Consider the following 23038-nt stretch of genomic DNA (forward strand, 5'->3'; position numbering starts at 1 on the left):
CTAACCCTGGGCGGCGAGGAGCGTCGTCCTCGCCTCTTCCGTTTGCGCGACTTCGGCCGCCGGAATGTCGAAGTCGCGGTGATAGTTGAAGGTGTGGCCGATCGCGGTTGCGATCAGGCAGATGAAGCTCAGCGCCGCCAGCCACCATATGTACCAGATCAGGCCGAAGCCGAGCGCGACGCTGAAGGCTGCGAGGATGACCCCGGTGCCGGTGTTGCTCGGCATGTGGATCGGCTTGTAGCCGGTGAGCGGGCGCCGGTAGCCGGCCTTCTTCATATCCCACCAGGCGTCATTGTCGCGGATGACCGGCGTGAAGGCGAAGTTGTAGGCCGGCGGCGGGGAGGAGGTCGACCATTCGAGCGTGCGGCCGTCCCAGGGATCGCCGGTGAGGTCGACAAGCTCCGCGCGCTTGCGGATGGAGACGAATATCTGGACCAGGAAGGCGGCGATGCCGCAGGCGATCAGCACCGCGCCGAAGGCGGCGATCACGAACCAGATCTGCAGCGACGGATCGTCGAAGACCCGCATGCGGCGCGTCACGCCCATCAGGCCGAGGATGTAGAGCGGCATGAAGGCGAACCAGAAGCCGAGCACCCAGCACCAGAACGAAACCTTGCCCCAGAACGGATCGAGCTTGAAGCCGAAGGCCTTGGGCCACCAGTAGGCGATGCCGGCGAACAGGCCGAACAGCACGCCGCCGATGATGACGTTATGGAAATGCGCGATCAGGAACAGGCTGTTGTGCAGCACGAAGTCGGCCGGCGGCACGGCGAGCAGCACGCCGGTCATGCCGCCGACGACGAATGTGAGCATGAAGGCCAGCGTCCACATCATCGGCAGTTCGAAGCGGATGCGGCCGCGATACATGGTGAAAAGCCAGTTGAACATCTTCGCCCCGGTCGGGATCGAGATGATCATCGTGGTGATGCCGAAGAAGGAGTTCACGCTGGCGCCGGAGCCCATGGTGAAGAAGTGGTGCAGCCAGACCAGATAGGACAGGATGGTGATGACCACCGTGGCGTAGACCATCGAGGTGTAGCCGAACAGGCGCTTGCCGGAGAAGGTCGAGGTGACCTCGGAGAACACGCCGAACAGCGGCAGGATGAGGATGTAGACCTCCGGGTGACCCCATATCCAGATGAGGTTCACATACATCATCGGGTTGCCGCCGAAGTCGTTGGTGAAGAAGTTGGTGCCGACATAGCGGTCGAGCGCGAGCAGCGTGAGCACCGCCGTCAGCACCGGGAAGGACGCCACGATCAGCACGTTGGTGCAGAGCGAGGTCCAGGTGAAGACGGGCATGCGCATCATCGTCATGCCGGGCGCACGCATCTTGACGATGGTGCAGATCAGGTTGATGCCGGACAGTGTCGTGCCGACGCCGGCGACCTGCAGCGCCCAGATGTAGTAATCGACTCCGACATCGGGACTGTAATTGATGCCTGAGAGCGGCGGATAAGCGAGCCAGCCGGTGCGGGCGAATTCGCCGACGAAGAGCGAGGCCATGACCAGGATGGCGCCGCCGACCGTCATCCAGAAGCTGAAATTGTTGAGGAAGGGGAAGGAGACGTCGCGCGCGCCGATCTGCAGCGGCACGACGAAGTTCATCAGCCCGGTGACGAAGGGCATCGCCACGAAGAAGATCATGATCACGCCATGGGCGGTGAAGATCTGGTCGTAGTGATGGGCGTTGAGATAGCCCTCGGAGCCGTTGAAGGCGATGGCCTGCTGCAGGCGCATCATGATGGCGTCGGAGAAGCCGCGCAAAAGCATGACGAGGCCGAGCGCCATATACATGATGCCGATCTTCTTGTGGTCGACGCTGGTGAACCACTCGCGCCACAGATAGGCCCAGAGCCGGAAATAGGTGATGGCGGCGAGAACCGCGACGCCGCCGAGCGCCACCGCGATGAAGGTGCCGACGACGATCGGCTCGTGCAGCGGCAGCGACTCCAGAGTGAGGCGGCCGAAGATGAATTTGGTCAGCGTCTCAGGCATCCGCCATTCCTCACAATTCGAAGCGCAGCAGGCCGAGCGACGGCGTCTCGGCGTCGGCGCGGCGGCTGCCGGTTCCGGGGCTGAGCAGCCCTGCCCCGCGCAACGGGGAAAGATCGCGCAGCGGCCAATGTTTCGCGTCGGCATCGCTGGCCGCGCGCGAAGCTGCAGCCGCCTCCTCCGCCGTGCAGATGCTTGCGACATAGGACGGGTCGTTGCCGAACACCGCCCCGCGCCGGGCAAGCTTGTCATATTGCAGCGGCAGGGTGTTGCGCACGCCGGCAAGACCAAGGCCGCCCTTGGCGTCGATCGACATCATCTCGTTCATGCACATCTTGCCGCGCTCGACGCACAAATTGAGGATGGCGCCATAGAGGTCGGGATCGACGGAGGCATAGTGGCGGACCGGCTCGTTCTCGCTCGGACGTTCGAGCTCGAGATAGGTCTCGCGGCTTAGCGTGGCCTGCGCGCTTCCGGTCTGCGCCACCCAGTCGGCGAAGGCCTGGTCGGAGAGGCCGTGGAAAGCGAAGCGCATGCCGGAGAAGCCGGCGCCGCTGTAATTGGCCGAGAAGCCTGTATAGGTCCCCGGCCGGTTGATGACGGCGTGCAGTTTCGTCTCCATGCCCGGCATGGCGTAGATCTGCCCGGCAAGGGCCGGAATGTAGAAGGAGTTCATCACCGTGGACGATGTGATGCGGAAGTCGATCGGCTGGTTGACCGGCGCCGCGAGCTCATTGACGGAGGCAATGCCGTAATCCGGATAGATGAAGAGCCATTTCCAATCGAGCGCGACGACCTCGACCTTGAGCGGTTTGTGGTCTTGCGTGACCGGCTGTCCGGGTTCGATCCGGTCGATGCGCCGATAAGGGTCGAGCAGATGCGTGCCGAGCCAGGTGAGCGCGCCGAGGCAGATGATGACGAGCAGGGGTGCCGCCCAGATCACCAGCTCGAGCTTGGTCGAATGGTCCCAGTCGGGCGTGTAGGTCGCCGTGGTGCTGGATTGCCGGTAACGCCAGGCAAAGAACACGGTCAGCGCCATGACGGGCACGATGATGAGCAGCATCAGCAGGGTCGAAACGACGAGCAGGTCGCGCTGCTGCGCCGCGACATCGCCCGCGGGAGCCAGCACGACCAGGTCGCAGCCGCTCAGCAGCACGGCCAGCGGAAAGAGAAGCAAGGCTCCGGATCGTTTCATCAAACGCGGCCCTCGGGTGGCGCTGCAGCAGGTCTTTGCAGGTTGCGGTGCGATACGGACCAACGGCTACTGCCGCTGGCAGCGCGACGACATTGGACAATTTGTCCAATGCCCAGCTGGGGTGGCTTTGGCGAAACTGCGCACGCATAATGGGACGACAATCGCATCTCGGATCGGGCGCGTCCCGAACCGAGCGCGGTGGCGACGGACAAGATGGCTGAAACTTCGACTGCCGAAACTGACAGCAGGCTGATCGGCTCGCATCACGGCCAGGTCAGCGCCGGCGATATCGCTGTCGGCGTGATCATCGGCAGGACGTCGGAATTCTTCGATTTCTTCGTCTACGCGATCGCTTCCGTGATCGTCTTCCCCAAGCTTGTCTTTCCGACGCATGATCCGCTGGCCGGGACGCTTTATTCCTTCGCCATCTTCGCGCTAGCCTTCATCGCGCGCCCGTTCGGCACCGTGCTGTTCATGGCGGTCGACCGCGCCTATGGCCGCGGCGCCAAGCTGACGATCGCGCTGTTCCTGCTCGGCACCTCGACGGTCGCCATGGCCTTCCTGCCTTCCTATGGCGATGTTGGCGTGGTCGCTGCCTGGCTGCTCGCGCTTACCCGCTTTCTGCAGGGCCTGGCGCTCGGCGGGACATGGGATGGGCTGCCCTCTTTGCTGGCGCTGAATGCGCCGGACAACCGGCGCGGCATCTACGCGATGATCCCGCAACTCGGCGCGCCGATCGGGCTCATCGTGGCAAGCTCGCTGTTTGCCTTCTTCGTCGCCAACCTCTCGGCCGACGATTTCTTCTCCTGGGGCTGGCGCTACCCCTTCTTCGTCGCCTTCGCCATCAATGTCGTGGCGCTGTTTGCCAGGCTGCGCATCGTCGTCACGCCCGAATTCTCGAAACTCTACGAGAGCGGCGATCTGCAGCCGACGCGCATCAGGGAGATGGTCAGGACGGAAGGCCGCAACGTCGTCGTCGGTGCCTTCGCGCCGCTGGCAAGCTTCGCCCTGTTCCATATGGTGACGGTGTTTCCGCTGTCCTGGGTGTTCCTGTTCACCAATGAGGGTCCGGAGCGCTTCCTGGTCATCGAGGCGGTGAGCGCGCTGTTTGGCATTGCCGCAATCGTCGCATCGGGTCCGCTGGCCGACCGCGTCGGACGTCGCGCCCTGCTCGGCGGCTCCGCCGTCGCCATAGCCGCATTCAGCGGCTTTGCCCCGCAGCTTCTCAATGGCGGCACCGTCGGCGAGGCGCTGTTCATGGTGCTGGGTTTCATCCTGCTCGGCCTGAGCTTCGGGCAATCCTCGGGCGTCGTGGCGTCGAGCTTCTCGCGCCAGCACCGCTATACCGGCTCGGCTGTGACGTCGGACCTGGCCTGGATGTTCGGCGCCGGTTTCGCCCCGCTTGCCGCGCTGCTTCTGGCCGGCAATTTCGGCCTCATCGCCGCCGGCGCCTATCTGCTGTCGGGCGCCGCCTGCACGCTGATCGCGCTCTGGATCGACAGGCGGTCGTCGGCGAGCGACCGATAAGTCAACAGCACGGGCCACGAGCACTTCACGCAGGCTTGCCGCAAACGTCCAATCAGACCTGATAGAAATCCCGATACCATTCCACGAAACGCGGGACGCCGATCTCGACCGGGATCCCGGGCTTGAAGCCGGTCACCTCTTCGAGCGATGAGACATCGGCGAAGGTCGCCGGCACGTCGCCCGGCTGGAGGGGCATCATGTTGCGGATTGCCTTGCGTCCAAGCGCGTCTTCCAGCACGTCGATCAGCCGGTTCAGCTGAACGGGTGAACTGTCGCCGATGTTGTGGATGCTGAACGGCGCATTGCTTGTCGCGGGATCCGGCGCCGCACTTGTCCAATCGGGGTTGGGCGTCGCCGGATGCTGCATGACACGGACCATCCCCTCGACGATATCGTCGATATAGGTGAAATCCCGCTGCATATTTCCATGGTTGAAGACGTCGATCGGCTGGCCGGCGAGGATGGCCTTGGTGAAGATGAACAAGGCCATGTCGGGCCGTCCCCACGGACCGTAGACGGTGAAGAAACGCAAGCCCGTCGTCGGCAGCCCGAACAAATGGCTGTAGGTGTGGGCCATCAACTCGTTTGCCTTCTTGCTGGCGGCATAGAGGCTGAGCGGATGGTCGGCGGAATCATGCACCGAGTACGGCATGCGCGTGCTGCCGCCGTAGATTGAGCTCGACGATGCATAGACGAGATGGCCGACCGAGCCCTGCCGGCACCCTTCCAGGATGTTGAGGAAGCCGTTGATATTGCTTTGCGCGTAGACGTGCGGATTGATCAGCGAATAGCGAACGCCCGCCTGCGCGGCGAGATTGACGACGATCTCCGGCGCGGCCGACGCAAAGAGCGCCGAGATGCGGTCGCGGTCGGTGAGATCGACATGCTCGAAGCGAAAGTTGGGGAACACCTTCAGCCGCTCGAGCCGCGCCTGCTTCAGCGCGATGTCGTAATACTCGCTCATGGAATCGAGGCCTACAACCTGCCGGCCTTCGGCAAGCAGCCTGTGGCAGAGGTGAAAACCTATGAAGCCGGCTGCGCCGGTGATCAGGATCGGCCTGCTCGATGTCAATGCATGCCCCTAACGTTGTAGCCAAACCGTTCACCGACCTGCCGCTCACCGACAGCCCGCGGACCAACGCAGCCAAGGCCGATCATGGCGATAGGCTCGGGCAAGTCCGGATTTTCCTCAGGCCGGTCGAAAAACTTGCGCCTTTTATGGCAGGCGGCCGATAAATTCAACGATACGCTGTTTTCCGCCGTTCCAAAGCAGCTCCCGGTCATCGCGCAGGCACTGGGGCCAGCGGTTGCAACGTCTTCAACATGGCGACCAATTGGCTCTGCTGGTGGGTGCCGGTTTTCTGGAAGACGCGCTCGAGATAGGTGCGGGCGGACTTGACGGTGATGCCACCCCGGGCGGCCGTTTCCGCCAAGGTGAGGCCAGCGGCAAGATCGGCTGCCAGCCGCGCTTCCGCCGGCGTCAGATCGAACAAGGCGTTGAGCAGGCTTGCCGAAGGCACAAGCGCGCTCGGCTTGACGGGCGTGGCCATGACAAGGATGTCGGCGTTGCCGAAGATGTCGTGCGCGGAGCGCCGCAGCGGCAACAGGTGGACGACGAAAGGCGCCTCGCCGCCGATCCCCGGAACAGGAATGGATCCGACCGCCTCCTCGGCGCGGCTCATGCCGGTCACGGCCAGCTGGAACAGCCGGTTGGCGTCGCGATCGGCTATTGCCAATCCGCCATAGGCCACGGGCAGGAAAGCGGTATCGAGCCGATCCAAATGCCGGTTGGTCGCCACGACACGCCCGTTCGCCGACAGCACCGCTGCCGGCAGCCCAAGCAGGTCGAGCGCCGAGGTGGCGGCGGCCGCCCGCTCCACCCGCAGCCGGCCGGCGACAAGGCTGGCGCGGGCAAGATGAGGCCGCAGCGCATCGAGCCCGTCGACCTCGCCTTGCGCAAAGCCGCCATCCCGGATCCATTTCTGGAAGACGAAGGTCGCCAGCTCTCCTGTGGGCATCGGGATCGCCGTGCACAGATGCGCGCCTATGCCGAATTGTCTCAGCATGATGCGGGCTGGATCGCGCTCGATCTCATCGGGGCTCATAAAGTCATCGACGCGCACGAAGCTCGCCGGCTGCAAACCGCACATCTTCTGCACGCTGTCGCAGAACTTCCAGAAATCGCCCTTGATGAACTCGTCGAACAGCGGCCGCAGATTGTCGAGCGTCGTCCCGCGCGGCGGGCCGTCGTCGCTGAAGAAGAAGACCTGAGCGCTGGCCGAGTTCGACAAGCCGCTCGCCTTCTGCAGCACTGCATTCCAACGCTCAGGAACGAAGGCCGCCTCGTATATGGTTTCAATCAGGTCGATCATTGCTGCCACAGGAGCGGTGCGAGCCGGGTGGGCCCCCGAGGCACCAGTATCCGACACCGGAAGCTCGACCTCAAGCCAACGCTTATGTGCGAGCCTGGCAGGGGCCGGATCTGCCCACTTGTAATGAGATTGCCCGCATTGGCCAGATTGAGGATTTGTTTTTCTTGGTGATCCCCCTTCGTTGGGGCAAACTGCTAACGGGCTGTCAGGAGGCGAAATGAGAGCACGCGCGGCGACGGTCGGAGACCTGGAAGATGTTTTCCGCGGCCTGTCCAAGCGAATGTCGGACGAATATGTGGCGGCCGGCAAGGACAGCAAAAGCGCCTATGACAATCTGATGATGAATTTGAAAGAAGGCCGAGCCCATGCGCTCGTGCAAGGCGACACGACCGTCGCGATCATCGCCTGGCATGAGCACGCGGATGCCGCCGATACGCTGTTTGCCGCGCAGGAGGATTTCTTCAACGCCGCGACGGTCCGCTTCTGCGGGCGGCACATCCGCCACGTCCAGGCGCTTGCCGGCAACCTTCCCATCCATTCGCGCAGCTGGCTAGACACGCCCGACGTCGCGAAATGGTTCCGCGTGATCGGCTATATCGACCGAGGGCGGGAGAACGGCGCCACCCTATTCGAGCTGCCGCCGGCCGCCAGCGGCTGACGAAAGCGAGGCCGTCCGTGCCGCGTCCCTGAACAACGGGTGGCTTGCGCGAAAATCCAATTGGAAAGATTGTAGGCCCAGGCAGCCGGGCAATCCGGCACGCCGGATCGGTATGGCTGCTGGAAATCGAGATGCTGCGCGTCTGCCTGGCCCTTGTCGCCGTCGCTGCCCTGACGAGGCCGTCGGAGGCGGACATAGGCGTGTCCCATCTTTTCGACCGCTCCGACCTGGCAACGGCATATTCGGGCGGATCCGACCTCGTCACCGCATACGCGACCGCCATGGCGCGCTACCGGCTTCAGCATTCGAGCCAACCGGCCGAAGCCGGCTTGGCTGCCCCGCTCGAACCCCTGACTTTGCGGCCTGAATTCCAGCAACGGACGTGGCGCTCCTCGGATGGCAGCCTGCTGCAGGGCTTTGCCGGCAAGGGTGGTTTTCGGTTGACCGTCGGGAACTGCGTGGGCCGCATCTGCATGGCCAACGAGTGCAGCGAAGCCGGCTGGCCGCTCTACGCCTGCAGCGACGGGCGCAAGCGCAAAATGTCGGTCAAGAGCTTCGTGACGGCCACATTCGACGGCGTTTCCTACCGGCGATTGAGCGCGCCAAAGCAGTGACATTGGACGACCGTGACTGCAGCGGATAAGAGGTCGCCGCAAGCCAGCTTGTGCCGACATGGCGGCGCAAGTCGCGTGGCATTCGTTCGAGAGCAGTATCTTGGCACGCCAACCCGACAGACGATCTGCCGCCACCAAGGTTGGCCTCGCCCGAACGCTTTCCAAACTTGGCTTCTGCTCGCGCACGCAGGCCGAGCGTCTGGTCGCCGAGGGACGTGTGCAGGTAAACGGCAAGACGGTGCGCGATGCCTTGCTGCGCATCGATCCCGACCGCGACCGCATCTTCGTCGACGGCGAGCGCGTCGTTGCCGAGCGCAAGGTCTATCTGATGCTCAACAAGCCGCGCGGGCTGGTCACCACCCGCGACGATCCAGAGGGGCGCGGCACGGTCTATGATTGCCTGGCAGGGCTCGACCTGCCTTTCGTGTCTCCGGTCGGCCGGCTCGACAAAGCGAGCGAAGGGCTGCTCCTGATGAGCAACGACACGCGCTGGGCGAACAGCCTGCTCGATCCCGCTTCGCATGTTGCCAAGACCTATCATGTGCAGATCGCCTCCGCGCCCGACGAGGCGCTGCTGGAGCGGTTTGGCCAGGGCGCCGAGGTGGATGGCGAGCTGCTGACGGCAAGCTCCGTCAAGTTGCTGCGCAGCGGTGGCCGCACCGCCTGGCTGGAGATCGTGCTCGACGAGGGACGCAACCGGCAGATCCGCAGGCTGCTCGGCGCTTTCGATATCGAGGTGCTGAGGCTGATCAGGGTGGCGATCGGCGGCCTTCAGCTCGGCGAGCTCGCCAAGGGCAAGGCGCGGCATTTGACGGCCGAAGAACTGGCTACCCTGGCGACTTGACGCGCCAGCGACTGCCCCTCACCCGGATTGCCAGCCGAATTGCGAAGGGCAATTCGGGGCAATCCGACCTCTCCCCGAGGGGAGAGGAGTTCGCCAGCGCGGCGCCAATCTCTTCTCCCCTCGGGGAGAAGGTGGCCGCGAAGCGGCCGGATAAGGGGGAGTCGCGCTCGCTACTTCTGATTCCACCTGCGGATCACCGGCTCGGTCAGATCATGCTCGTAGCCAAGGATGCTGAGGCTGGCGGTATCGAGCACGAAATGTTGGCCGCCTTCCGGCGGCAGAGCGACCCAGCGTGCGGCGAACACCCGCAGGAAATGCGAGCTGGAGAAGACGAGCACATTGCCGGCAACCGCGCGCAGCCCGGCGATGATGGTATCCGCCCGGGCGCCGACATCTGCCACCGTCTCGCCGTCCGGGCAACCGTCGCGAAACAATTGCCAGCCAGGACGCCTGGACAGTATCTCGTTTGTCGTCACGCCTTCATAGGCGCCATAATCCCATTCCTGCAGATCGGCCATTTTCACCGCGCGCTCGCCGAAGCCGGCGAGGCGGCATGTGTCGAAGGCGCGCTGCGACGGGCTCGACCAGACCGCCTGGAAAGTCAGGCCCTTGAGACGATCGGCCAGGCCGCGCGCGGCCTCTTCGCCCTTGGCGGTCAAGGGAATGTCGGTGCGGCCGGTGTGCCTGCCCGAGGCGCTCCACTCCGTCTCGCCATGGCGAACCAGGTAGATTTCGGGAAACGCACTGCTCATCGACCGCCCTCACGGCTGAATGGTTGCACCGGCGGGAGCGCCGGGCCGGCGCGCCACCCTATGCGGCGTCCGGCAAAAAGAACAGGCCGCGGCGAAAGCCGCGACCTGCACGAGCTTGGGAGGATGCTTGGTCCGTCAGGCGGGCTGCAAGCCGCCGGACAGGGCGAGATCCGCCTCTTCCGGCAATTGACCGGCCATGGCGGCGGCAAATTGCTTCTGGTCGAGCTCGCCTTCCCAGCGCGCCACGACGATTGTCGCGACCGCGTTGCCGACGAAGTTGGTGAGCGCGCGGCATTCCGACATGAAGCGGTCGACGCCGAGGATCAGCGCCATGCCGGCGACCGGCACCGAAGGCACCACCGACAGCGTCGCGGCCAAAGTGATGAAGCCGGCGCCGGTGATGCCGGCAGCACCTTTCGAGCTCAGCATGGCGACGAGCAGAAGCAGGATCTGATCGCCGAAGGTGAGCGGCGTGTCGGTCGCCTGGGCGATGAACAGCGCGGCCAGCGTCATATAGATATTGGTGCCGTCGAGGTTGAAGGAATAGCCGGTCGGGATGACCAGGCCGACCACCGAGCGGTTGCAGCCGGCGCGCTCCATCTTGGCCATCAGGCCAGGAAGTGCGGCCTCCGAAGACGAGGTGCCGAGCACAAGCAGCAGCTCTTCCTTGATGTAGCGGATCAGCGCCAGGATGGAGAAGCCGTTGTACCATGCGACGGCGCCCAGCACGACGAGCACGAAGAGCAGCGAGGTCAGGTAGAAGGTGCCGATCAGGAAGGCGAGGTTGGCGATCGCGCCGATGCCGTATTTGCCGACGGTGAAGGCCATGGCGCCGAAAGCGCCGATCGGGGCTGCCTTCATCAGGATGGCGACGAGGCGGAAGATCGGCGACGTCAGCGCTTGCAGGAAATCGACCACCGGGCGGCCGCGTTCGCCGACCAGCGCCAGCGCAATGCCAAACAGCACCGAGAAGAACAGCACCTGCAGGATGTCGCCTTGCGCGAAGGCACCGGTGATGGTGTCGGGGATGATGTTCATCAGGAAGCCGACGATGGTCGTGTCATGCGCCTTCTCGGTGAACGTCGCCACCTTCGAGGGATCGAGCGTCGCCGGGTTGATGTGCATGCCGGCGCCGGGCTGGATGACGTTCGACACGACAAGGCCGACGACGAGCGCCAGCGTCGAAAAGATAAGGAAGTAGATCATCGCCTTGCCGGCGACGCGGCCGACCTTGTGCAGGTCGGAGACGCCGGCGATGCCGGTCGCCACCGTCAGAAAGATCACCGGCGCGATCACCATCTTGACCAGTTTGATGAAGGCATCGCCAAGCGGCTTCAGCGACGCGCCGACATCGGGATAGAAATGGCCAAGCACGATGCCGGCGGCGATCGCCGCCAGGACCTGTACATAGAGATGCCGGTAAAGGGGAACCTTGCCGCGCGGTTCGGCGGCAGCGATTGCTGTCTGCATGATGTCCTCCGTTCGGCCCCGATCGAGAAACTCGACCTCCCGGGGCAGTTGACCTCCACAGCCTTGCGGCTGCTGCAGAGGCATCTGCAACGGGCGTGCCAGATTGCGCCCGGGGCCTCGCGTCGTTGATTTTGCTGACTTTTTCGAACTCGACACATGCATCTTGCAGGCCACAGGTGCGGTTATCCGCATAGGGCGAATTGTGCTTTGTGCGAAATCATGCACAAATGCGGCATGCTGCAACGCCCTGCCGCTGCCCTCGCCTCGACGCCCGAACTGCTTGCCGGGCGGGCACGGCGCGCATGGTTGCTGTTCGCGGCGGTGGCGCTGCTTATCGTGCTCGCAGCGCTCTATGGCGCCGGCCTCTATGGCCGTTCGACCGAGGTCGAGGCTTTAGCCACGCAAGGCCGCACCGACGCAAACCTCAAGGTCGCGCTGCTGCGCGCGGTGCTGGAAAATCCGCGCGCGCTGCCGCTGCTGCTGTCGGAGGACCAGCAGGTACATGACGCGCTGACCGAGCGCAGCCCCGCGTCGATCGACGTGCTCAACCGCAAGCTCGAAGGGCTGGTGTCGGGCACGAAGGCCTCGGTGCTCTACGTCACCGGCACCGACGGGCTGGCGATCGCTTCCAGCAATTGGCGAGAGCCGGTGAGCTTCGTCGGCAACGACTACGGTTTTCGTGCCTATTTCTCGGGCGCGATGCAGTCGGGCACCGCCGAGTATTTCGCGCTCGGCAATGTCAGCAAGCGTCCTGGCCTCTACATCTCCCGCCGCGTGGGCAGTGCTGCGGCACCGCTCGGCGTCGTCGTGGTCAAGATGGAGTTCGACCAGCTCGAGGCGGACTGGAGCGAGGCCAACCGCCCGGCCTATGTCAGCGACGCGCATGGCGTGGTGCTGATCACCAGCGTGCCCTCCTGGCGCTTCCTGACGACGGAGCCGCTCAGCCGGCCAGTGCTCGCCGAGATCCGCGCCAGCCAGCAATTCGGCGATGCGCCGCTGGTGCCCTTGCCGATCACGAAGCCGGAGGCGCTTTCCGCCGATGTCGCGCTGGTTCATGCCCTTACGCCTGGAGGCAGCGACGCGGAGTATCTGCGGCTTTCGACGGCGGTGCCGTCGACGCCGTGGCGGCTCGATTATCTCGTTCCGGCCGAAGTTCCTATTGCCTCGGCCCAGCGCGAAATGCGGCTGCTGGCGCTTGGCGTCGTCGTCCCGCTCATCGCCTTGGCCGCCTATCTTTTGTGGCGCCGGCAATCCGGCCAGATGCGGATTGCCGCCGAACAGGCCGCGCGCGCCGAGCTCGAGCGCCGCGTCGTCGAGCGCACGCAGGATCTGAGCCTGGCGCGCGACCGGCTGCAGGCCGAGATCGCCGACCATCGCAGCACCGAGACGAAGCTGCAGGTGATGCAGCAGGAGCTGGTGCAGGCCAACCGCCTTGCGACGCTTGGCCAGGTCGCCGCCGGCGTCGCGCATGAGATCAACCAGCCGGTGGCGACGATCCGCGCCTATGCCGACAATGCGCGCGTCTTCCTGGAGCGCAGGCAGAACTCCTCAGCCGAGGAAAACCTCGGCGCGATCGCCGCGCTGACCGAGCGCATCGGCTCCATCACCGAGGAGCTGAAAGCCTTCGCCCGCAAGGGCCGCACCGCGGCCGAGCCCGTCGAATTGCGCAGCGTGATCGAGGGCGCCGTCGTGCTGCTCAGGAGCCGCTTCGCCGGCCGGCTGGACGCGCTGGCGATCACGCTGCCGCCGCCGGCGCTCAAGGTGATGGGCAATCGGCTGCGGTTGGAACAGGTGCTGATCAACCTGTTCCAGAATGCGCTGGAGGCGCTTGATGGCCGCGACGACGCGCGGGTGGAAGTGACCGCCGCTGAAACCGCCGAGGACGTGGCGCTGATCGTTTCCGACAACGGCCCGGGCATCCCGCCCGCAATCCTGAAATCCCTGTTCACGCCCTTCAACACCTCGAAGGAAAAGGGCCTTGGGCTCGGGCTCGTCATCTCCAAGGACATCGTCGCCGATTATGGCGGACGCATCGAAGTGTCGAGTAGCGGCCAGGGCACGCGCTTCACCATCCATCTGTCGAAAGCTGGCGCGGCATGACGAAGGACGATCCCGCGCCGGTCATCCTGATCGATGACGACAGCGATCTGCTCAAGGCGACAAGGCAGACGTTGGAGCTTGCCGGCTTTGCGGTATCGGCCTTTTCTATCGCCAGAGAAGCGCTGGCGGCGCTCGACAGAAATTTCGGCGGCGTGGTGGTGTCCGACATCCGCATGCCGGAGATCGACGGGCTGCAGCTTTTCGACCGCGTGCTGCGGCTCGATCCGGACATCCCCGTCATCCTCGTCACCGGCCATGGCGACATCGCGATGGCCGTCAAGGCGATCAAGGATGGCGCCTACGACTTCATCACCAAGCCTTTTGCCGCCGACAGGCTGGCGCAGAGCGTTGCCCGCGCCGCCGAAAAACGCCGGCTGGTGATGGAAAACCGCGCCTTGCGCGAGGCGGCGGAGCAGGCGCAGGAAGGGCTGCCGCTGATCGGCCAGACGCCGGCCATGGAGCGGCTGCGCCGGACTCTGCGGCAGATCGCCGACACCGATGTCGACGTGCTGGTGACCGGCGAGACCGGCTCGGGCAAGGAGGTGGTTGCAAGCCTGCTGCACCGCTGGAGCCGGCGCGCCAAGGGCAATTTCGTTGCTCTCAACTGCGGCACGTTGCCGGAGACGGTCATCGAAAGCGAGCTGTTCGGCCATGAGGCCGGCGCCTTCACCGGCGCGCAGAAAAAGCGCGTCGGCCGCATCGAGCATTCGAGCGGCGGCACGCTGTTCCTCGACGAGATCGAAAGCATGCCGGCCTCGACGCAGGTGCAGATGCTACGGGTGCTGGAAATGCGCGAGGTGACGCCGCTCGGCACCAATGAAATCCGACCGGTCGACCTGCGCGTCGTCGCCGCCGCCAAGGTCGATCTCGGCAATGCCAGCCAGCGCGGCAATTTCCGCGAGGACCTCTATTACCGGCTCAATGTGGTGACGCTTTCGATCCCGCCGCTGCGCGAAAGGCGGGCCGACGTGCCGCTGCTGTTCGGCTATTTCGCCGAGCGCGCCGCATCCCGCTTCCGGCGCGCCGTGCCGGCAACATCGGCCGTAGTCCAGCGCCATCTGAGGGAACATGACTGGCCGGGCAATGTGCGCGAGCTCGCCCATTTCGCCGAGCGCTTCGTGCTCGGGCTGGAGGACATTGCCGAAGCGCATTCCCCTGCGGCAGCGGCAAGCGACGCCTCCGCGCCCTTGCCGGAACGGCTCGATCGCTACGAGGCCGAGATCATCCGCGAGACACTTGGTCGCAATGACGGCGACGTTCGCCGCACCATCGAGGCGCTAGGCATTCCACGCAAGACTTTCTACGACAAGCTGCAGCGGCACGGCATCGTGCGCAGCGATTTTTCCAGATAGAACAAGCCTAGAGCCGAGATGATTTCAGGTCGAATCGACCTGAAATCATCCGGCTCTAAAATCAAAGAGATAGAGCATGATGTCGCCCGAAAACCGCTTTCACTTTTCGGCATCATGCTCTGGGAACCGCAATGCCCCTATGCCGTTAAGACCGGCCGGGAAACCGTGGCAAGCGGGCATCAGCCGGGCGGCGAACGCATCGCCGTGGCGGCGTTGCCGGGTTGCGCTCGGCAGGCGTTGATGGTTTGTTGCCGCTCAGCGGAGAACGAATGATGCGCGAATCCCTCGGTCAAGACGAATACGGATCGACCAGCCCTTTCGACCCCGACGACCTGTCCAATCTCAATGCGATGGGGCCGGCGATGGGCGGCGGCAATGATTTCGAGAAATACGCGGTCGCCGTCATCATCGTCTTCGGCGCGCTGATCATCGGCGGCCTGATGGCCGCCTCCTTGTCGTTCGGCCACCGCAACGGCTTCCTGTTCGCTCTTGGCGGCGCCACGGCGGCCTGGATTTCCGGCAATGCGCTGCTGCTCGACCGGCCGCGCATTTATGCGCTGTTCGTCGCGATCGCCGCCGTCATGCTGATCGCCTCGACCATCACGCTGGTCGTGTAATCCATCAATATCCCAACGCTTCGCCGGCGGCCGCGCGGCTGTCGATGGCGCCGTTGTAGCGCGCACCGCCGCCCTTCTCGATCTCGCTGAGGCTCTTGCCGCCGACCAGAATGCCGGCCGCCTGGCCCCAGGTCTGATCGCTCAAGTCGAGATGGTAGCCCATGCCGGCGAGCAGCCTCTCGGTGTCTGGGGAAAGCCCGAACGGCTCGACATAGACCGTGTCCGGCAGCCATTGATGGTGGATGCGCGGCGCGTCGATCGCCTGCTGGATGTTCATGCCGTGATCGATGACGTTGACGATCGCCTCCAGCGTGATGGTGATGATGCGCGAGCCGCCTGGACTGCCGATGACCATGAACGGCTTGCCGTCCCTGGTGACGATCGTCGGGCTCATCGAGGATAGAGGCGTCTTCTTCGGCTGGATGGCGTTCGCCTCGCCCTGGACCAGCCCGTAGAGGTTGGGCACGCCGGGCTTCTGGGTGAAATCGTCCATCTCGTTGTTGAGCAGGATGCCGGTGCCATCGGCGACGACGCCGGCGCCGAAGGAGCCGTTCAGCGTATAGGTGACGGCGACCGCGTTGCCGTCATTGTCGATGATCGAATAATGGGTTGTTTCCTTCGACTCGCCGAAACCTTTCGGCATCAGATCCTTCGAGACGCCGGCGCGGAACGGATCGATCTTGTCGCGGATGCCTTTCGCGTAATTCTTGTCGAGCAGCTTCGAGACCGGATTGTCGACGAAATCGGGATCGCCGAGCGCGGAATTGCGATCGACATAGGCATGGCGCATGGCTTCCGCCATGACATGCACCGTCTCGGCAGAACCGGAGCCGAGATAGGACAGCGGATAGCCTTCGAGCACGTTGAGGATCTCGCAGATGATGACGCCGCCCGAGCTTGGCGGCGGCGAGGAGATGATCTCATAGCCGCGGTAGTCGCAAGTTACCGGTTTCAGCTCGCGCACCGCATATTGCTCGAAATCGCCCTTGGCGAGGATGCCGCCCTTGGCGCCGCTCGCCTTGACGATCTCATCGGCGATGGCGCCCTTGTAGAAGGCGTCCGGGCCCTTTTCCGAGATCGCCGACAGCGAGGCTGCGAGGTCCGGCTGAACCAGCTTCTCGCCGATGCCGTAGGGCTTGCCGTCTTTCTTCAGGAAGATGGCGGCCGCAGCCGGGTCCTTCGCCAGCCGGTCGGCGCTGCCGGCGAAAGAGGCGGCGTCGCCCTGGTTGAGCACGAAGCCGTCTTTGGCATAGCCAATTGCCGGCGCCATCAGATCCTGTCTGGAGAGCGTGCCGTATTTTTCGCGCGCCACCTCGAAACCGGCGACCGAGCCCGGCACGCCGACAGCCAGATAGCCGTCGAGGCTGGCGCCCTTCACCGGGTTGCCATCCTTGTCGAGATACATGGTCTTGGTCGCGGCGAGCGGCGCGCGCTCGCGGAAATCGATGAAGGTCGTGCGGCCGTCCTTCATGCGCACGGTCATGAAGCCGCCGCCGCCGATATTGCCGGCATTGGGATAGACGACAGCCAGCGCGTAGCCGACCGCGACAGCGGCATCGACCGCGTTGCCGCCCTTCTTCAGCACCTCGACACCGACCTCGGTGGCGAGATGCTGCGCGGTCACCACCATGCCGTGCTCGCCCTTGGCGGGGGCGGGCGATGCGGCGAAGGCAATGGTCGACGGCGTGAGGGCAATCGTAAGCGAGAGGCTGATGCCGATCAGGGTCCGGCGGGTGAGATGCATGGCGGGGCTCTCCGGGGCGTGGGACGCTAAGGAAAGACCGTCAGGGCGAATTAGTCCAATAACAATTGAAGCAACGCGAGAGAGACCCCTCACCCGGATTGCCAAGTCGAATTGCAAGGGCAATTCGGGCAATCCGACCTCTCCCCAAGGGGAGAGGAGTTCGTCAGCGCCGACGCCAACTTCTTCTCCCCTCGGGGAGAAGGTGGCCGCGCAGCGGCCGGATGAGGGGGAGTGGCTCGGCCTCAGACAATCCCGCCGCCGCCACCGGCCACCGCGGGCCGTTCCGCCGCGACCTTCGCCCGGTAGCCGGCTTCCCGGTAGGCGGCGACCGGATCGACAGCGCCACCGGTCCTCAGGCGCGCCATGGCGAGGATCGGCTCGACATCGGTGCGGTAGGCCGCCTTCAGCGTCTGCGTCGCCATCAGCGCGTCACTGGCCTCCTGAAAGCCTTCGAGCGCCTTGCGGTCGACCAGCAGCGCCTGCGCATAGGCGCGCTGCACCTCGACCGCCGACAGCATCAGGCTTTCGATCGGATCGGTGACGTTGTGGCTCTGGTCGAGCATATGTGCCGGATGGAAGCCCTCGGCACTGGCGAGCTCGGCATCGACCAGTTCGTTGAAGACGAGGAAGAGCCGGTAAGGATCGATCGAACCGGCATCGAGATCGTCGTCGCCATATTTGGAATCGTTGAAGTGGAAGCCGCCGAGTTTTTTGAACTGGATCAGCCGCGACACGATCATCTCGATGTTGACGTTGGGCGCGTGGTGGCCAAGGTCGACCAGGCAGAAGGCCTTGTCGCCGAGTTCCTTGGCGATGATGTAGTTGGTGCCCCAATCCTGCACGACCGTCGAATAGAAGGCCGGCTCATACATCTTGTGCTCGGTGAACAGCCGCCAGTCGTCCGGCAGGCCGGCATAGATCTCGCCCATCGCATCGAGATAGCGCTCGAAGGCTTTTGCGAAATTGACTTGGCCGGGGAAGTTCGAGCCGTCGCCGATCCACACCGTCAGCGCCTTGGAGCCGAGCGTCTTGCCGATCTCGATGCATTCGAGATTGTGCTCGACCGCCTGACGGCGCGTGCCGGCATCGGCGTGCGACAGCGAGCCGAATTTGTAGGAACGCTCCTGGTCCCTGGCGTCGGAGAAGGTGTTGGAGTTCATGGCGTCGAAGCCGAGACCGAAGCGGGACGCCGCCTGCTTCAGCCGGTTCGGGTCGGCCTTGTCCCATGGAATGTGCAGCGAGACCGTCGGCGTCGCCTGCGTCAATTGGCTGATGACGGCGCAGTCCTCGATCTTGTCGAAGATGTCGCGCGGCTCGCCGGCGCCGGGGAAACGGGCAAAGCGCGTGCCGCCGGTGCCGACACCCCAGGACGGGATCGCCACGGCGAATTTCTCGACCTTATCGCGGATGGCGTCGATGGCGATGCCGCGGCGGTCGAGGCGCTCACCGAGCGAGGCGTAATCGCGATCGAGGTCGGCCTTGCGGGCGGCGTTGCTCTTTTCGACGATCTCCGTCGAGATGATCGTTTCGGACACTGCAATTCCTCCCAGAACTCGTTCGGCTGGCGCCGCCCCTCATCCGCCCTTCGGGCACCTTCTCCCCGTTGAACGGGGAGAAGGAAGCTTATCGCGTAAAACTCTGCGCGTTGCCGGCGTCGACGTTGACGATGTTGCCGGTCGACTTGGCCGACATGTCGGAGGCGAAGAAGTAGATCGCTTCGGCGATATCTTCCGGAAAGACCGAACGCTTCAACATCGAGCGCGAGCGGTAATGCTCCTCGAGATCGTCGGTCGACATCTTGTAGGCGGCGGCGCGCTGTTCCTTCCACTCGCCTGTCCAGATCTTGGAGCCGCGCAGCACCGCATCCGGATTGACGACGTTGACCCTGATCTGCGCTTCCGCACCCTCCAGCGCGAGGCAGCGGGCAAGGTGGATCTCGGCTGCCTTGGCCGTGCAATAGGCGGATGCATTCGGCGAAGCGGCAAGCCCGTTCTTGGAAGCGACGAAGACGACGTTGCCGCCGATCTTCTGGGCGCGGAACAGCCGGAAGGCCTCGCGCGAGACGAGGAAATAGCCGGTGGACAGGATGTCCATGTTCTTGTTCCACAAGGCCAGCGTCGTTTCCTCGATCGGAGCGGAGGAGGCCAAGCCAGCGTTAGAGACCAGGATGTCGATGCCGCCGAACTCGACCGACGTTTCGGCAAAGCCGGAGGTTACTTGATCCTCCGAAGTCACGTCGATCCTCACCGGACGGACGAAATCCTTGCCGAAGGCCTTCGACAGCTCTTCATTGGCTGCAGCGAGCGCGGCCTCGTCGATATCGGCCAGCACCACGCAGGCGCCCTCGCGCAGCAGCCGGCTGGCGGTGGCGCGGCCAATGCCACCGGCGCCGCCGGTGACCAAGGCGATCTGCCCGGCGAGCGCCTTCGGCTTCGGCAGGCGCTGGAGCTTGGCTTCCTCGAGCAGCCAGTATTCGATGTCGAAGGCTTCCTGCGCGGGCAGGCCGACATAGGACGAGACCGTCGAGGCGCCGCGCATGACGTTGATGGCGTTGACGTAGAACTCGCCGGAGATGCGGGCGGTGGCCTTGTCGCCGGCAAAGGTGAACATGCCGACGCCGGGCATCAGATAGACCACGGCATTGGGATCGCGGATGGCGGGCGAGTCCGCGTGCTTGCAGCTGTCATAATAGGCTTGGTAGCCGACACGATAGGCGGCAATGTCCTCAGCGAGCCGCGCAATGACGGCGTCGACATCTGGATTTGCCGGATCGAACTCGATGACCAGCGGCCGGATCTTGGTGCGCAGGAAATGATCCGGGCACGACGTGCCAAGTGCCGCCAGCGGGCGCAGATCCTTCGAATTGACGAATTCGAGCACCGCCGGCTGATCGTCGAAATGGCCGAGCTTGTGGCTCTTTTCGGAAATCAGGCCACGGATCCTCGGCATGAGCTTCGCGGCGATGGCGCGGCGCACCGGCGCGTCGAGCGCCTGTACCGCTTCGCCACCGAAGATCGCCTTGCCCTCGGATTTGCGCTCGAACCATTCGATCGCCTGGTTGATCACCGAGATCGTCGTCTCGTAGCATTCCTTGGGCGTGTCGCCCCAGGTGAACAGGCCGTGGCTTTCGAGCACGACGCCCTTGGCATCGGGGTTTTCGAGGCAGAACTTCTCCAGCCACATGCCAAGCTCGAAGCCCGGCCGCTTCCACGGCAGCCAGCCGATGGCGTCGCCGAAGATCTCCTTGGTGATCGCCTTGGAATCCTTGGCGGCTGCGACCGCGATGATAGCGTCGGGATGCATGTGATCGACATGAGGCTTTGGCACGAAGGCGTGCAGCGGCGTGTCGATCGAGGCCGCGCGCGGATTGAGGTTGAAGGTGCAGTGGGGCAGATAGCCCACCATCTCATCCTCATGTGCGAGCCCGCGATAGAGGCCCTTCAGGGCGCGCAGCTTCTCCATGTAGAGCGTGGCGAAGCCGTCGAGCTTGATCGAAGCACTGTCGCCGCCCGAGCCCTTGACCCACAGCACTTCCACATCCTGGCCGGTGAGCGGGTCCTTCTGCCAGACTTTCGAAGAGGTGTTGCCGCCGCCATAATTGGTGACGCGCTTGTCGGACCCCAGCGTGTTCGAGCGATAGACCAGAAGCTCGGGACCGCTCATCCCCTCGGCTTTTGCATCGTCCCACAGATTGGCGAGGCGCGAGCCGGAGCGCTTGTCGAGCATAGGTATCCTCCCTTGGAGCGCGAACGCCGCGCCCCTCATTTCTCGCCGGGGAATGTCTACGCAAGCGCCTCGCTTGTCAATCACAAACGATCAAAATCGATCATATTGCACTGCACAATGAAAATATGTGATCGGAAATGATTGACACTGCGCGTTTTCTAAGGCCTGATGCTTAGGCAGGGAGGAACCATGCACGAAAAAGAGCGCCACAGGATCATTCTGTCCGCCGTCCAGGAAAAGCCTGTGGTGACGGTGCAGGAGATGGTCGAACTGACCGACTCCTCCGAAGCCACGATCCGGCGCGACATTGCGGCGCTGCATGTGCAAAAGCGCCTGCGCCGGGTGCGCGGCGGCGCCGAGGCGATCTCTCCGCCGCAGTTCATCGGCCTCGCCGGCCGGCCCTTTTCCGTCAATGAGACGCTGAACGCCGCGCAGAAGCGGGCGATCGCGCGGGAAGCGGTGAACCTTTGCACCGACGGCGAGCCGATCATCATCAATGGCGGCACCACCACCTTCCAGATGGTGCATTTCCTGACCGGGCGCCGCATGCCAATCTTCACCAACTCCTTCCCGATCGCCGAGCATCTGCTCAGGCACTCCAAGAACACGGTGATGCTGTCGGGCGGCACGATCTACCGCGAGCAGAACATCATCCTGTCGCCCTTCGACAATGACGTGACGCGCAACTTCTATGCGCGCCGCATGTTCATGGGCGCGCAGGGTTTGGGGCCGCTCGGGCTGATGGAAGGCGATCCGCTGCTGATCCAGGCCGAACAAAAACTGATCGACCAGGCGGACGAGCTGGTGGTGCTGGTCGATTCCTCGAAATTCCGCATGCGCTCCAGCCTGATCCTGTGCGGGCTGTCGCGGATCGCAACCGTGATCACCGACGAAGGCATCGAGGACCGCGAGGCCAAGATGCTCGAAACAGCGGGCGTGACGCTGATCGTCGCCCGCAGACAGTCAAGCGAAAAGGAAGAATCTTCACTGCAGGCCTGAGGGAAAACTCACGCCCGCAGCGGCGATGGAATGCAACGCTCAAGGGAGGATATTCGATGAGCTTTTTGAAGAAACTGCTGGTCACGGCGGCCTTTTCCGCCGCCATGTTCGTGAATGCCGCCTATGCCGAGAACGTCAAGATCGCGCTGGTGGTTAAGTCGCTCGGCAACGGCTTCTTCGATGCCGCCAACAAGGGCGCCGAGGAAGCGGCCAAGGAACTGGGCGATGTCGACGTGATCTACACCGGCCCGACCAAGGCTACCGCCGAAGCGCAGATCGAAGTGATCAACTCACTGATCGCGCAGAAGGTCAACGCGATCGCGGTTTCGGCCAATGACGCCGACGCGCTGGTGCCGGTGCTGAAGAAGGCGATGGAGCGCGGCATCACGGTGATTTCGTGGGACTCCGGCGTCGCCAAGGAAGGCCGCCAGCTCCACCTCAACCCGTCCGACACCGGTCTGATCGGCGAGACGATCATCAAGCTCGCCGCCGACTACCTGCCGGAAGGCGGCGATGTCGCGATCCTCTCTGCATCCTCGACGGCAACCAACCAGAACGCCTGGATCGAAGCCGCCAAGAAGGTGCTGCCGGAGAAATTCCCGAAGATCAAGCTGGTCGCCACCGTCTATGGCGATGACGACTCGGCCAAGAGCACCGACGAAGCCAAGGGCCTGTTGAAGTCCTATCCGAACCTCAAGGCGATCATCGCGCCGACCACTGTCGGCGTCGTCGCCGCCGCGCAGGTCGTCACCGACGAGAACCTGATCGGCAAGGTCAATGTCACCGGCCTCGCGCTGCCTTCCGAGTTCAAGAAGTTCATCGACAACGGCGCCAGCCAGGCGGTTGCGTTGTGGAACCCGATCGACCTCGGCTACTCGGCGATCTACCTCGCCCATGACCTGGCGGTGAAGAAGGAAGAAGCAAAGCCGGGCGCCACGCTGTCGATCGGCCGCGTCGGCAAGGTGACGCTCGACGACACCAACTCGGCCGCGATGGCTCCGCCCTTCCAGTTCGACAAGACCAACATCGAGAAGTTCTCCAAGATCTATTGATCCTGGCGCATTCCAAGCTCA

The 23038-nt window shown here is 64.0% G+C and carries 19 protein-coding genes; 10 read left to right on the top strand and 9 right to left on the bottom strand.

The window, feature by feature from the left end; translation table 11 throughout:
* Both cyoB and cyoA read right to left on the bottom strand, forming a co-directional pair.
* Positions 1–1998, bottom strand: a complete 1998-nt coding sequence (cyoB, locus tag RFM98_RS23225; RefSeq protein ID WP_320311013.1) for a cytochrome o ubiquinol oxidase subunit I — start codon at positions 1996–1998, stop codon at positions 1–3.
* Between the two features lie 10 nt (positions 1999–2008).
* On the bottom strand, positions 2009–3190 hold the full coding sequence (cyoA, locus tag RFM98_RS23230) for a ubiquinol oxidase subunit II (protein WP_320311014.1): 1182 nt from the start codon (positions 3188–3190) through the stop codon (positions 2009–2011).
* Positions 3191–3403: 213 nt separating this feature from the next.
* Between cyoA and RFM98_RS23235 the strand changes: the two genes are divergently transcribed.
* Positions 3404–4717: an MFS transporter gene (locus RFM98_RS23235; RefSeq protein WP_320311015.1), complete on the top strand. Its 1314-nt coding sequence runs from the start codon at positions 3404–3406 to the stop codon at positions 4715–4717.
* 52 nt (positions 4718–4769) lie between these two features.
* Here the strand turns inward: RFM98_RS23235 and RFM98_RS23240 are convergent, their stop codons facing one another.
* Positions 4770–5789 (bottom strand): NAD-dependent epimerase, encoded by a 1020-nt coding sequence (locus RFM98_RS23240; protein ID WP_320311016.1) that lies wholly within the window; start codon positions 5787–5789, stop codon positions 4770–4772.
* Positions 5790–5997: 208 nt separating this feature from the next.
* Positions 5998–7089: a helix-turn-helix transcriptional regulator gene (locus RFM98_RS23245; RefSeq protein WP_320311017.1), complete on the bottom strand. Its 1092-nt coding sequence runs from the start codon at positions 7087–7089 to the stop codon at positions 5998–6000.
* A 217-nt stretch (positions 7090–7306) separates the two neighbouring features.
* Between RFM98_RS23245 and RFM98_RS23250 the strand changes: the two genes are divergently transcribed.
* The 3 genes from RFM98_RS23250 to RFM98_RS23260 all read left to right on the top strand — a co-directional run bounded on the left by RFM98_RS23250 (position 7307) and on the right by RFM98_RS23260 (position 9205).
* A complete protein-coding gene (locus RFM98_RS23250) occupies positions 7307–7747 on the top strand; it encodes a hypothetical protein (RefSeq protein WP_320311018.1) in 441 nt (146 codons plus the stop codon).
* A gap of 131 nt (positions 7748–7878) precedes the next feature.
* Complete coding sequence (locus tag RFM98_RS23255) at positions 7879–8361, top strand: hypothetical protein (RefSeq protein ID WP_320311019.1); 483 nt, start codon at positions 7879–7881, stop codon at positions 8359–8361.
* A 100-nt stretch (positions 8362–8461) separates the two neighbouring features.
* Entirely contained in the window at positions 8462–9205 is a 744-nt protein-coding gene (locus RFM98_RS23260; protein WP_320311020.1) for a pseudouridine synthase, read from the top strand.
* A gap of 170 nt (positions 9206–9375) precedes the next feature.
* Here the strand turns inward: RFM98_RS23260 and RFM98_RS23265 are convergent, their stop codons facing one another.
* On the bottom strand, positions 9376–9957 hold the full coding sequence (locus tag RFM98_RS23265) for a histidine phosphatase family protein (protein ID WP_320311021.1): 582 nt from the start codon (positions 9955–9957) through the stop codon (positions 9376–9378).
* 135 nt (positions 9958–10092) lie between these two features.
* Complete coding sequence (locus RFM98_RS23270) at positions 10093–11427, bottom strand: dicarboxylate/amino acid:cation symporter (protein ID WP_320311022.1); 1335 nt, start codon at positions 11425–11427, stop codon at positions 10093–10095.
* A gap of 234 nt (positions 11428–11661) precedes the next feature.
* Between RFM98_RS23270 and RFM98_RS23275 the strand changes: the two genes are divergently transcribed.
* Genes RFM98_RS23275 through RFM98_RS23290 form a run of 4 tightly spaced genes read left to right on the top strand, consistent with a single transcriptional unit; the run spans position 11662 to position 15496 of the window.
* Positions 11662–13527 carry a sensor histidine kinase gene (locus tag RFM98_RS23275; protein ID WP_320311023.1) on the top strand — a complete coding sequence of 622 codons (1866 nt, stop codon included), beginning with the start codon at positions 11662–11664 and terminating at the stop codon, positions 13525–13527.
* Entirely contained in the window at positions 13524–14879 is a 1356-nt protein-coding gene (locus RFM98_RS23280; protein ID WP_320311024.1) for a sigma-54-dependent transcriptional regulator, read from the top strand. Before RFM98_RS23275 ends, RFM98_RS23280 begins: the two co-directional genes overlap by 4 nt.
* A gap of 18 nt (positions 14880–14897) precedes the next feature.
* Positions 14898–15152 carry a hypothetical protein gene (locus RFM98_RS23285; protein WP_320311025.1) on the top strand — a complete coding sequence of 85 codons (255 nt, stop codon included), beginning with the start codon at positions 14898–14900 and terminating at the stop codon, positions 15150–15152.
* Positions 15149–15496 carry a hypothetical protein gene (locus RFM98_RS23290; protein WP_430682342.1) on the top strand — a complete coding sequence of 116 codons (348 nt, stop codon included), beginning with the start codon at positions 15149–15151 and terminating at the stop codon, positions 15494–15496. The genes RFM98_RS23285 and RFM98_RS23290 overlap by 4 nt, the downstream gene beginning before the upstream one ends.
* Positions 15497–15500: 4 nt before the next feature.
* Here the strand turns inward: RFM98_RS23290 and ggt are convergent, their stop codons facing one another.
* The 3 genes from ggt to RFM98_RS23305 form a co-directional block, all read right to left on the bottom strand.
* Positions 15501–17240: a gamma-glutamyltransferase gene (ggt, locus tag RFM98_RS23295; protein ID WP_320311026.1), complete on the bottom strand. Its 1740-nt coding sequence runs from the start codon at positions 17238–17240 to the stop codon at positions 15501–15503.
* 242 nt (positions 17241–17482) lie between these two features.
* The gene (rhaI, locus tag RFM98_RS23300; RefSeq protein ID WP_320311027.1) at positions 17483–18775 is read right to left on the bottom strand and encodes an L-rhamnose catabolism isomerase; all 1293 of its coding nucleotides are present in this window, start codon (positions 18773–18775) and stop codon (positions 17483–17485) included.
* A gap of 88 nt (positions 18776–18863) precedes the next feature.
* A complete protein-coding gene (locus tag RFM98_RS23305; protein ID WP_320311028.1) occupies positions 18864–20966 on the bottom strand; it encodes a bifunctional rhamnulose-1-phosphate aldolase/short-chain dehydrogenase in 2103 nt (700 codons plus the stop codon).
* A 189-nt stretch (positions 20967–21155) separates the two neighbouring features.
* Here RFM98_RS23305 and RFM98_RS23310 point away from each other — a divergent pair, with 189 nt between their 5' ends.
* Complete coding sequence (locus RFM98_RS23310; protein ID WP_320311029.1) at positions 21156–21965, top strand: DeoR/GlpR family DNA-binding transcription regulator; 810 nt, start codon at positions 21156–21158, stop codon at positions 21963–21965.
* A gap of 56 nt (positions 21966–22021) precedes the next feature.
* Positions 22022–23017, top strand: coding sequence for a rhamnose ABC transporter substrate-binding protein (gene rhaS / locus RFM98_RS23315; protein WP_140647400.1), 996 nt, complete (start codon positions 22022–22024; stop codon positions 23015–23017).
* The last annotated feature ends 21 nt before the right edge of the window (positions 23018–23038 follow it).

The sequence above is a fragment of the Mesorhizobium australafricanum genome (genome assembly GCF_033977265.1).
GTDB classification, from domain to species: domain Bacteria; phylum Pseudomonadota; class Alphaproteobacteria; order Rhizobiales; family Rhizobiaceae; genus Mesorhizobium; species Mesorhizobium australafricanum.

Bases quoted from the DNA above. Each gene is read 5' to 3' on its own strand.
- RFM98_RS23305 (WP_320311028.1), bottom strand. From the start codon at position 20,966: ATGCTCGACAAGCGCTCCGGCTCGCGCCTCGCCAATCTGTGGGACGAT.
- RFM98_RS23285 (WP_320311025.1), top strand. From the start codon at position 14,898: ATGATTTCAGGTCGAATCGACCTGAAATCATCCGGCTCTAAAATCAAA.
- RFM98_RS23250 (WP_320311018.1), top strand. From the start codon at position 7,307: ATGAGAGCACGCGCGGCGACGGTCGGAGACCTGGAAGATGTTTTCCGC.
- RFM98_RS23255 (WP_320311019.1), top strand. From the start codon at position 7,879: ATGCTGCGCGTCTGCCTGGCCCTTGTCGCCGTCGCTGCCCTGACGAGG.
- RFM98_RS23270 (WP_320311022.1), bottom strand. From the start codon at position 11,427: ATGCAGACAGCAATCGCTGCCGCCGAACCGCGCGGCAAGGTTCCCCTT.
- RFM98_RS23265 (WP_320311021.1), bottom strand. From the start codon at position 9,957: ATGAGCAGTGCGTTTCCCGAAATCTACCTGGTTCGCCATGGCGAGACG.
- RFM98_RS23280 (WP_320311024.1), top strand. From the start codon at position 13,524: ATGACGAAGGACGATCCCGCGCCGGTCATCCTGATCGATGACGACAGC.
- RFM98_RS23290 (WP_430682342.1), top strand. From the start codon at position 15,149: ATGATGCGCGAATCCCTCGGTCAAGACGAATACGGATCGACCAGCCCT.
- cyoB (WP_320311013.1), bottom strand. From the start codon at position 1,998: ATGCCTGAGACGCTGACCAAATTCATCTTCGGCCGCCTCACTCTGGAG.
- RFM98_RS23245 (WP_320311017.1), bottom strand. From the start codon at position 7,089: ATGATCGACCTGATTGAAACCATATACGAGGCGGCCTTCGTTCCTGAG.
- RFM98_RS23235 (WP_320311015.1), top strand. From the start codon at position 3,404: ATGGCTGAAACTTCGACTGCCGAAACTGACAGCAGGCTGATCGGCTCG.
- cyoA (WP_320311014.1), bottom strand. From the start codon at position 3,190: ATGAAACGATCCGGAGCCTTGCTTCTCTTTCCGCTGGCCGTGCTGCTG.
- ggt (WP_320311026.1), bottom strand. From the start codon at position 17,240: ATGCATCTCACCCGCCGGACCCTGATCGGCATCAGCCTCTCGCTTACG.
- RFM98_RS23310 (WP_320311029.1), top strand. From the start codon at position 21,156: ATGCACGAAAAAGAGCGCCACAGGATCATTCTGTCCGCCGTCCAGGAA.
- RFM98_RS23275 (WP_320311023.1), top strand. From the start codon at position 11,662: ATGCTGCAACGCCCTGCCGCTGCCCTCGCCTCGACGCCCGAACTGCTT.
- rhaS (WP_140647400.1), top strand. From the start codon at position 22,022: ATGAGCTTTTTGAAGAAACTGCTGGTCACGGCGGCCTTTTCCGCCGCC.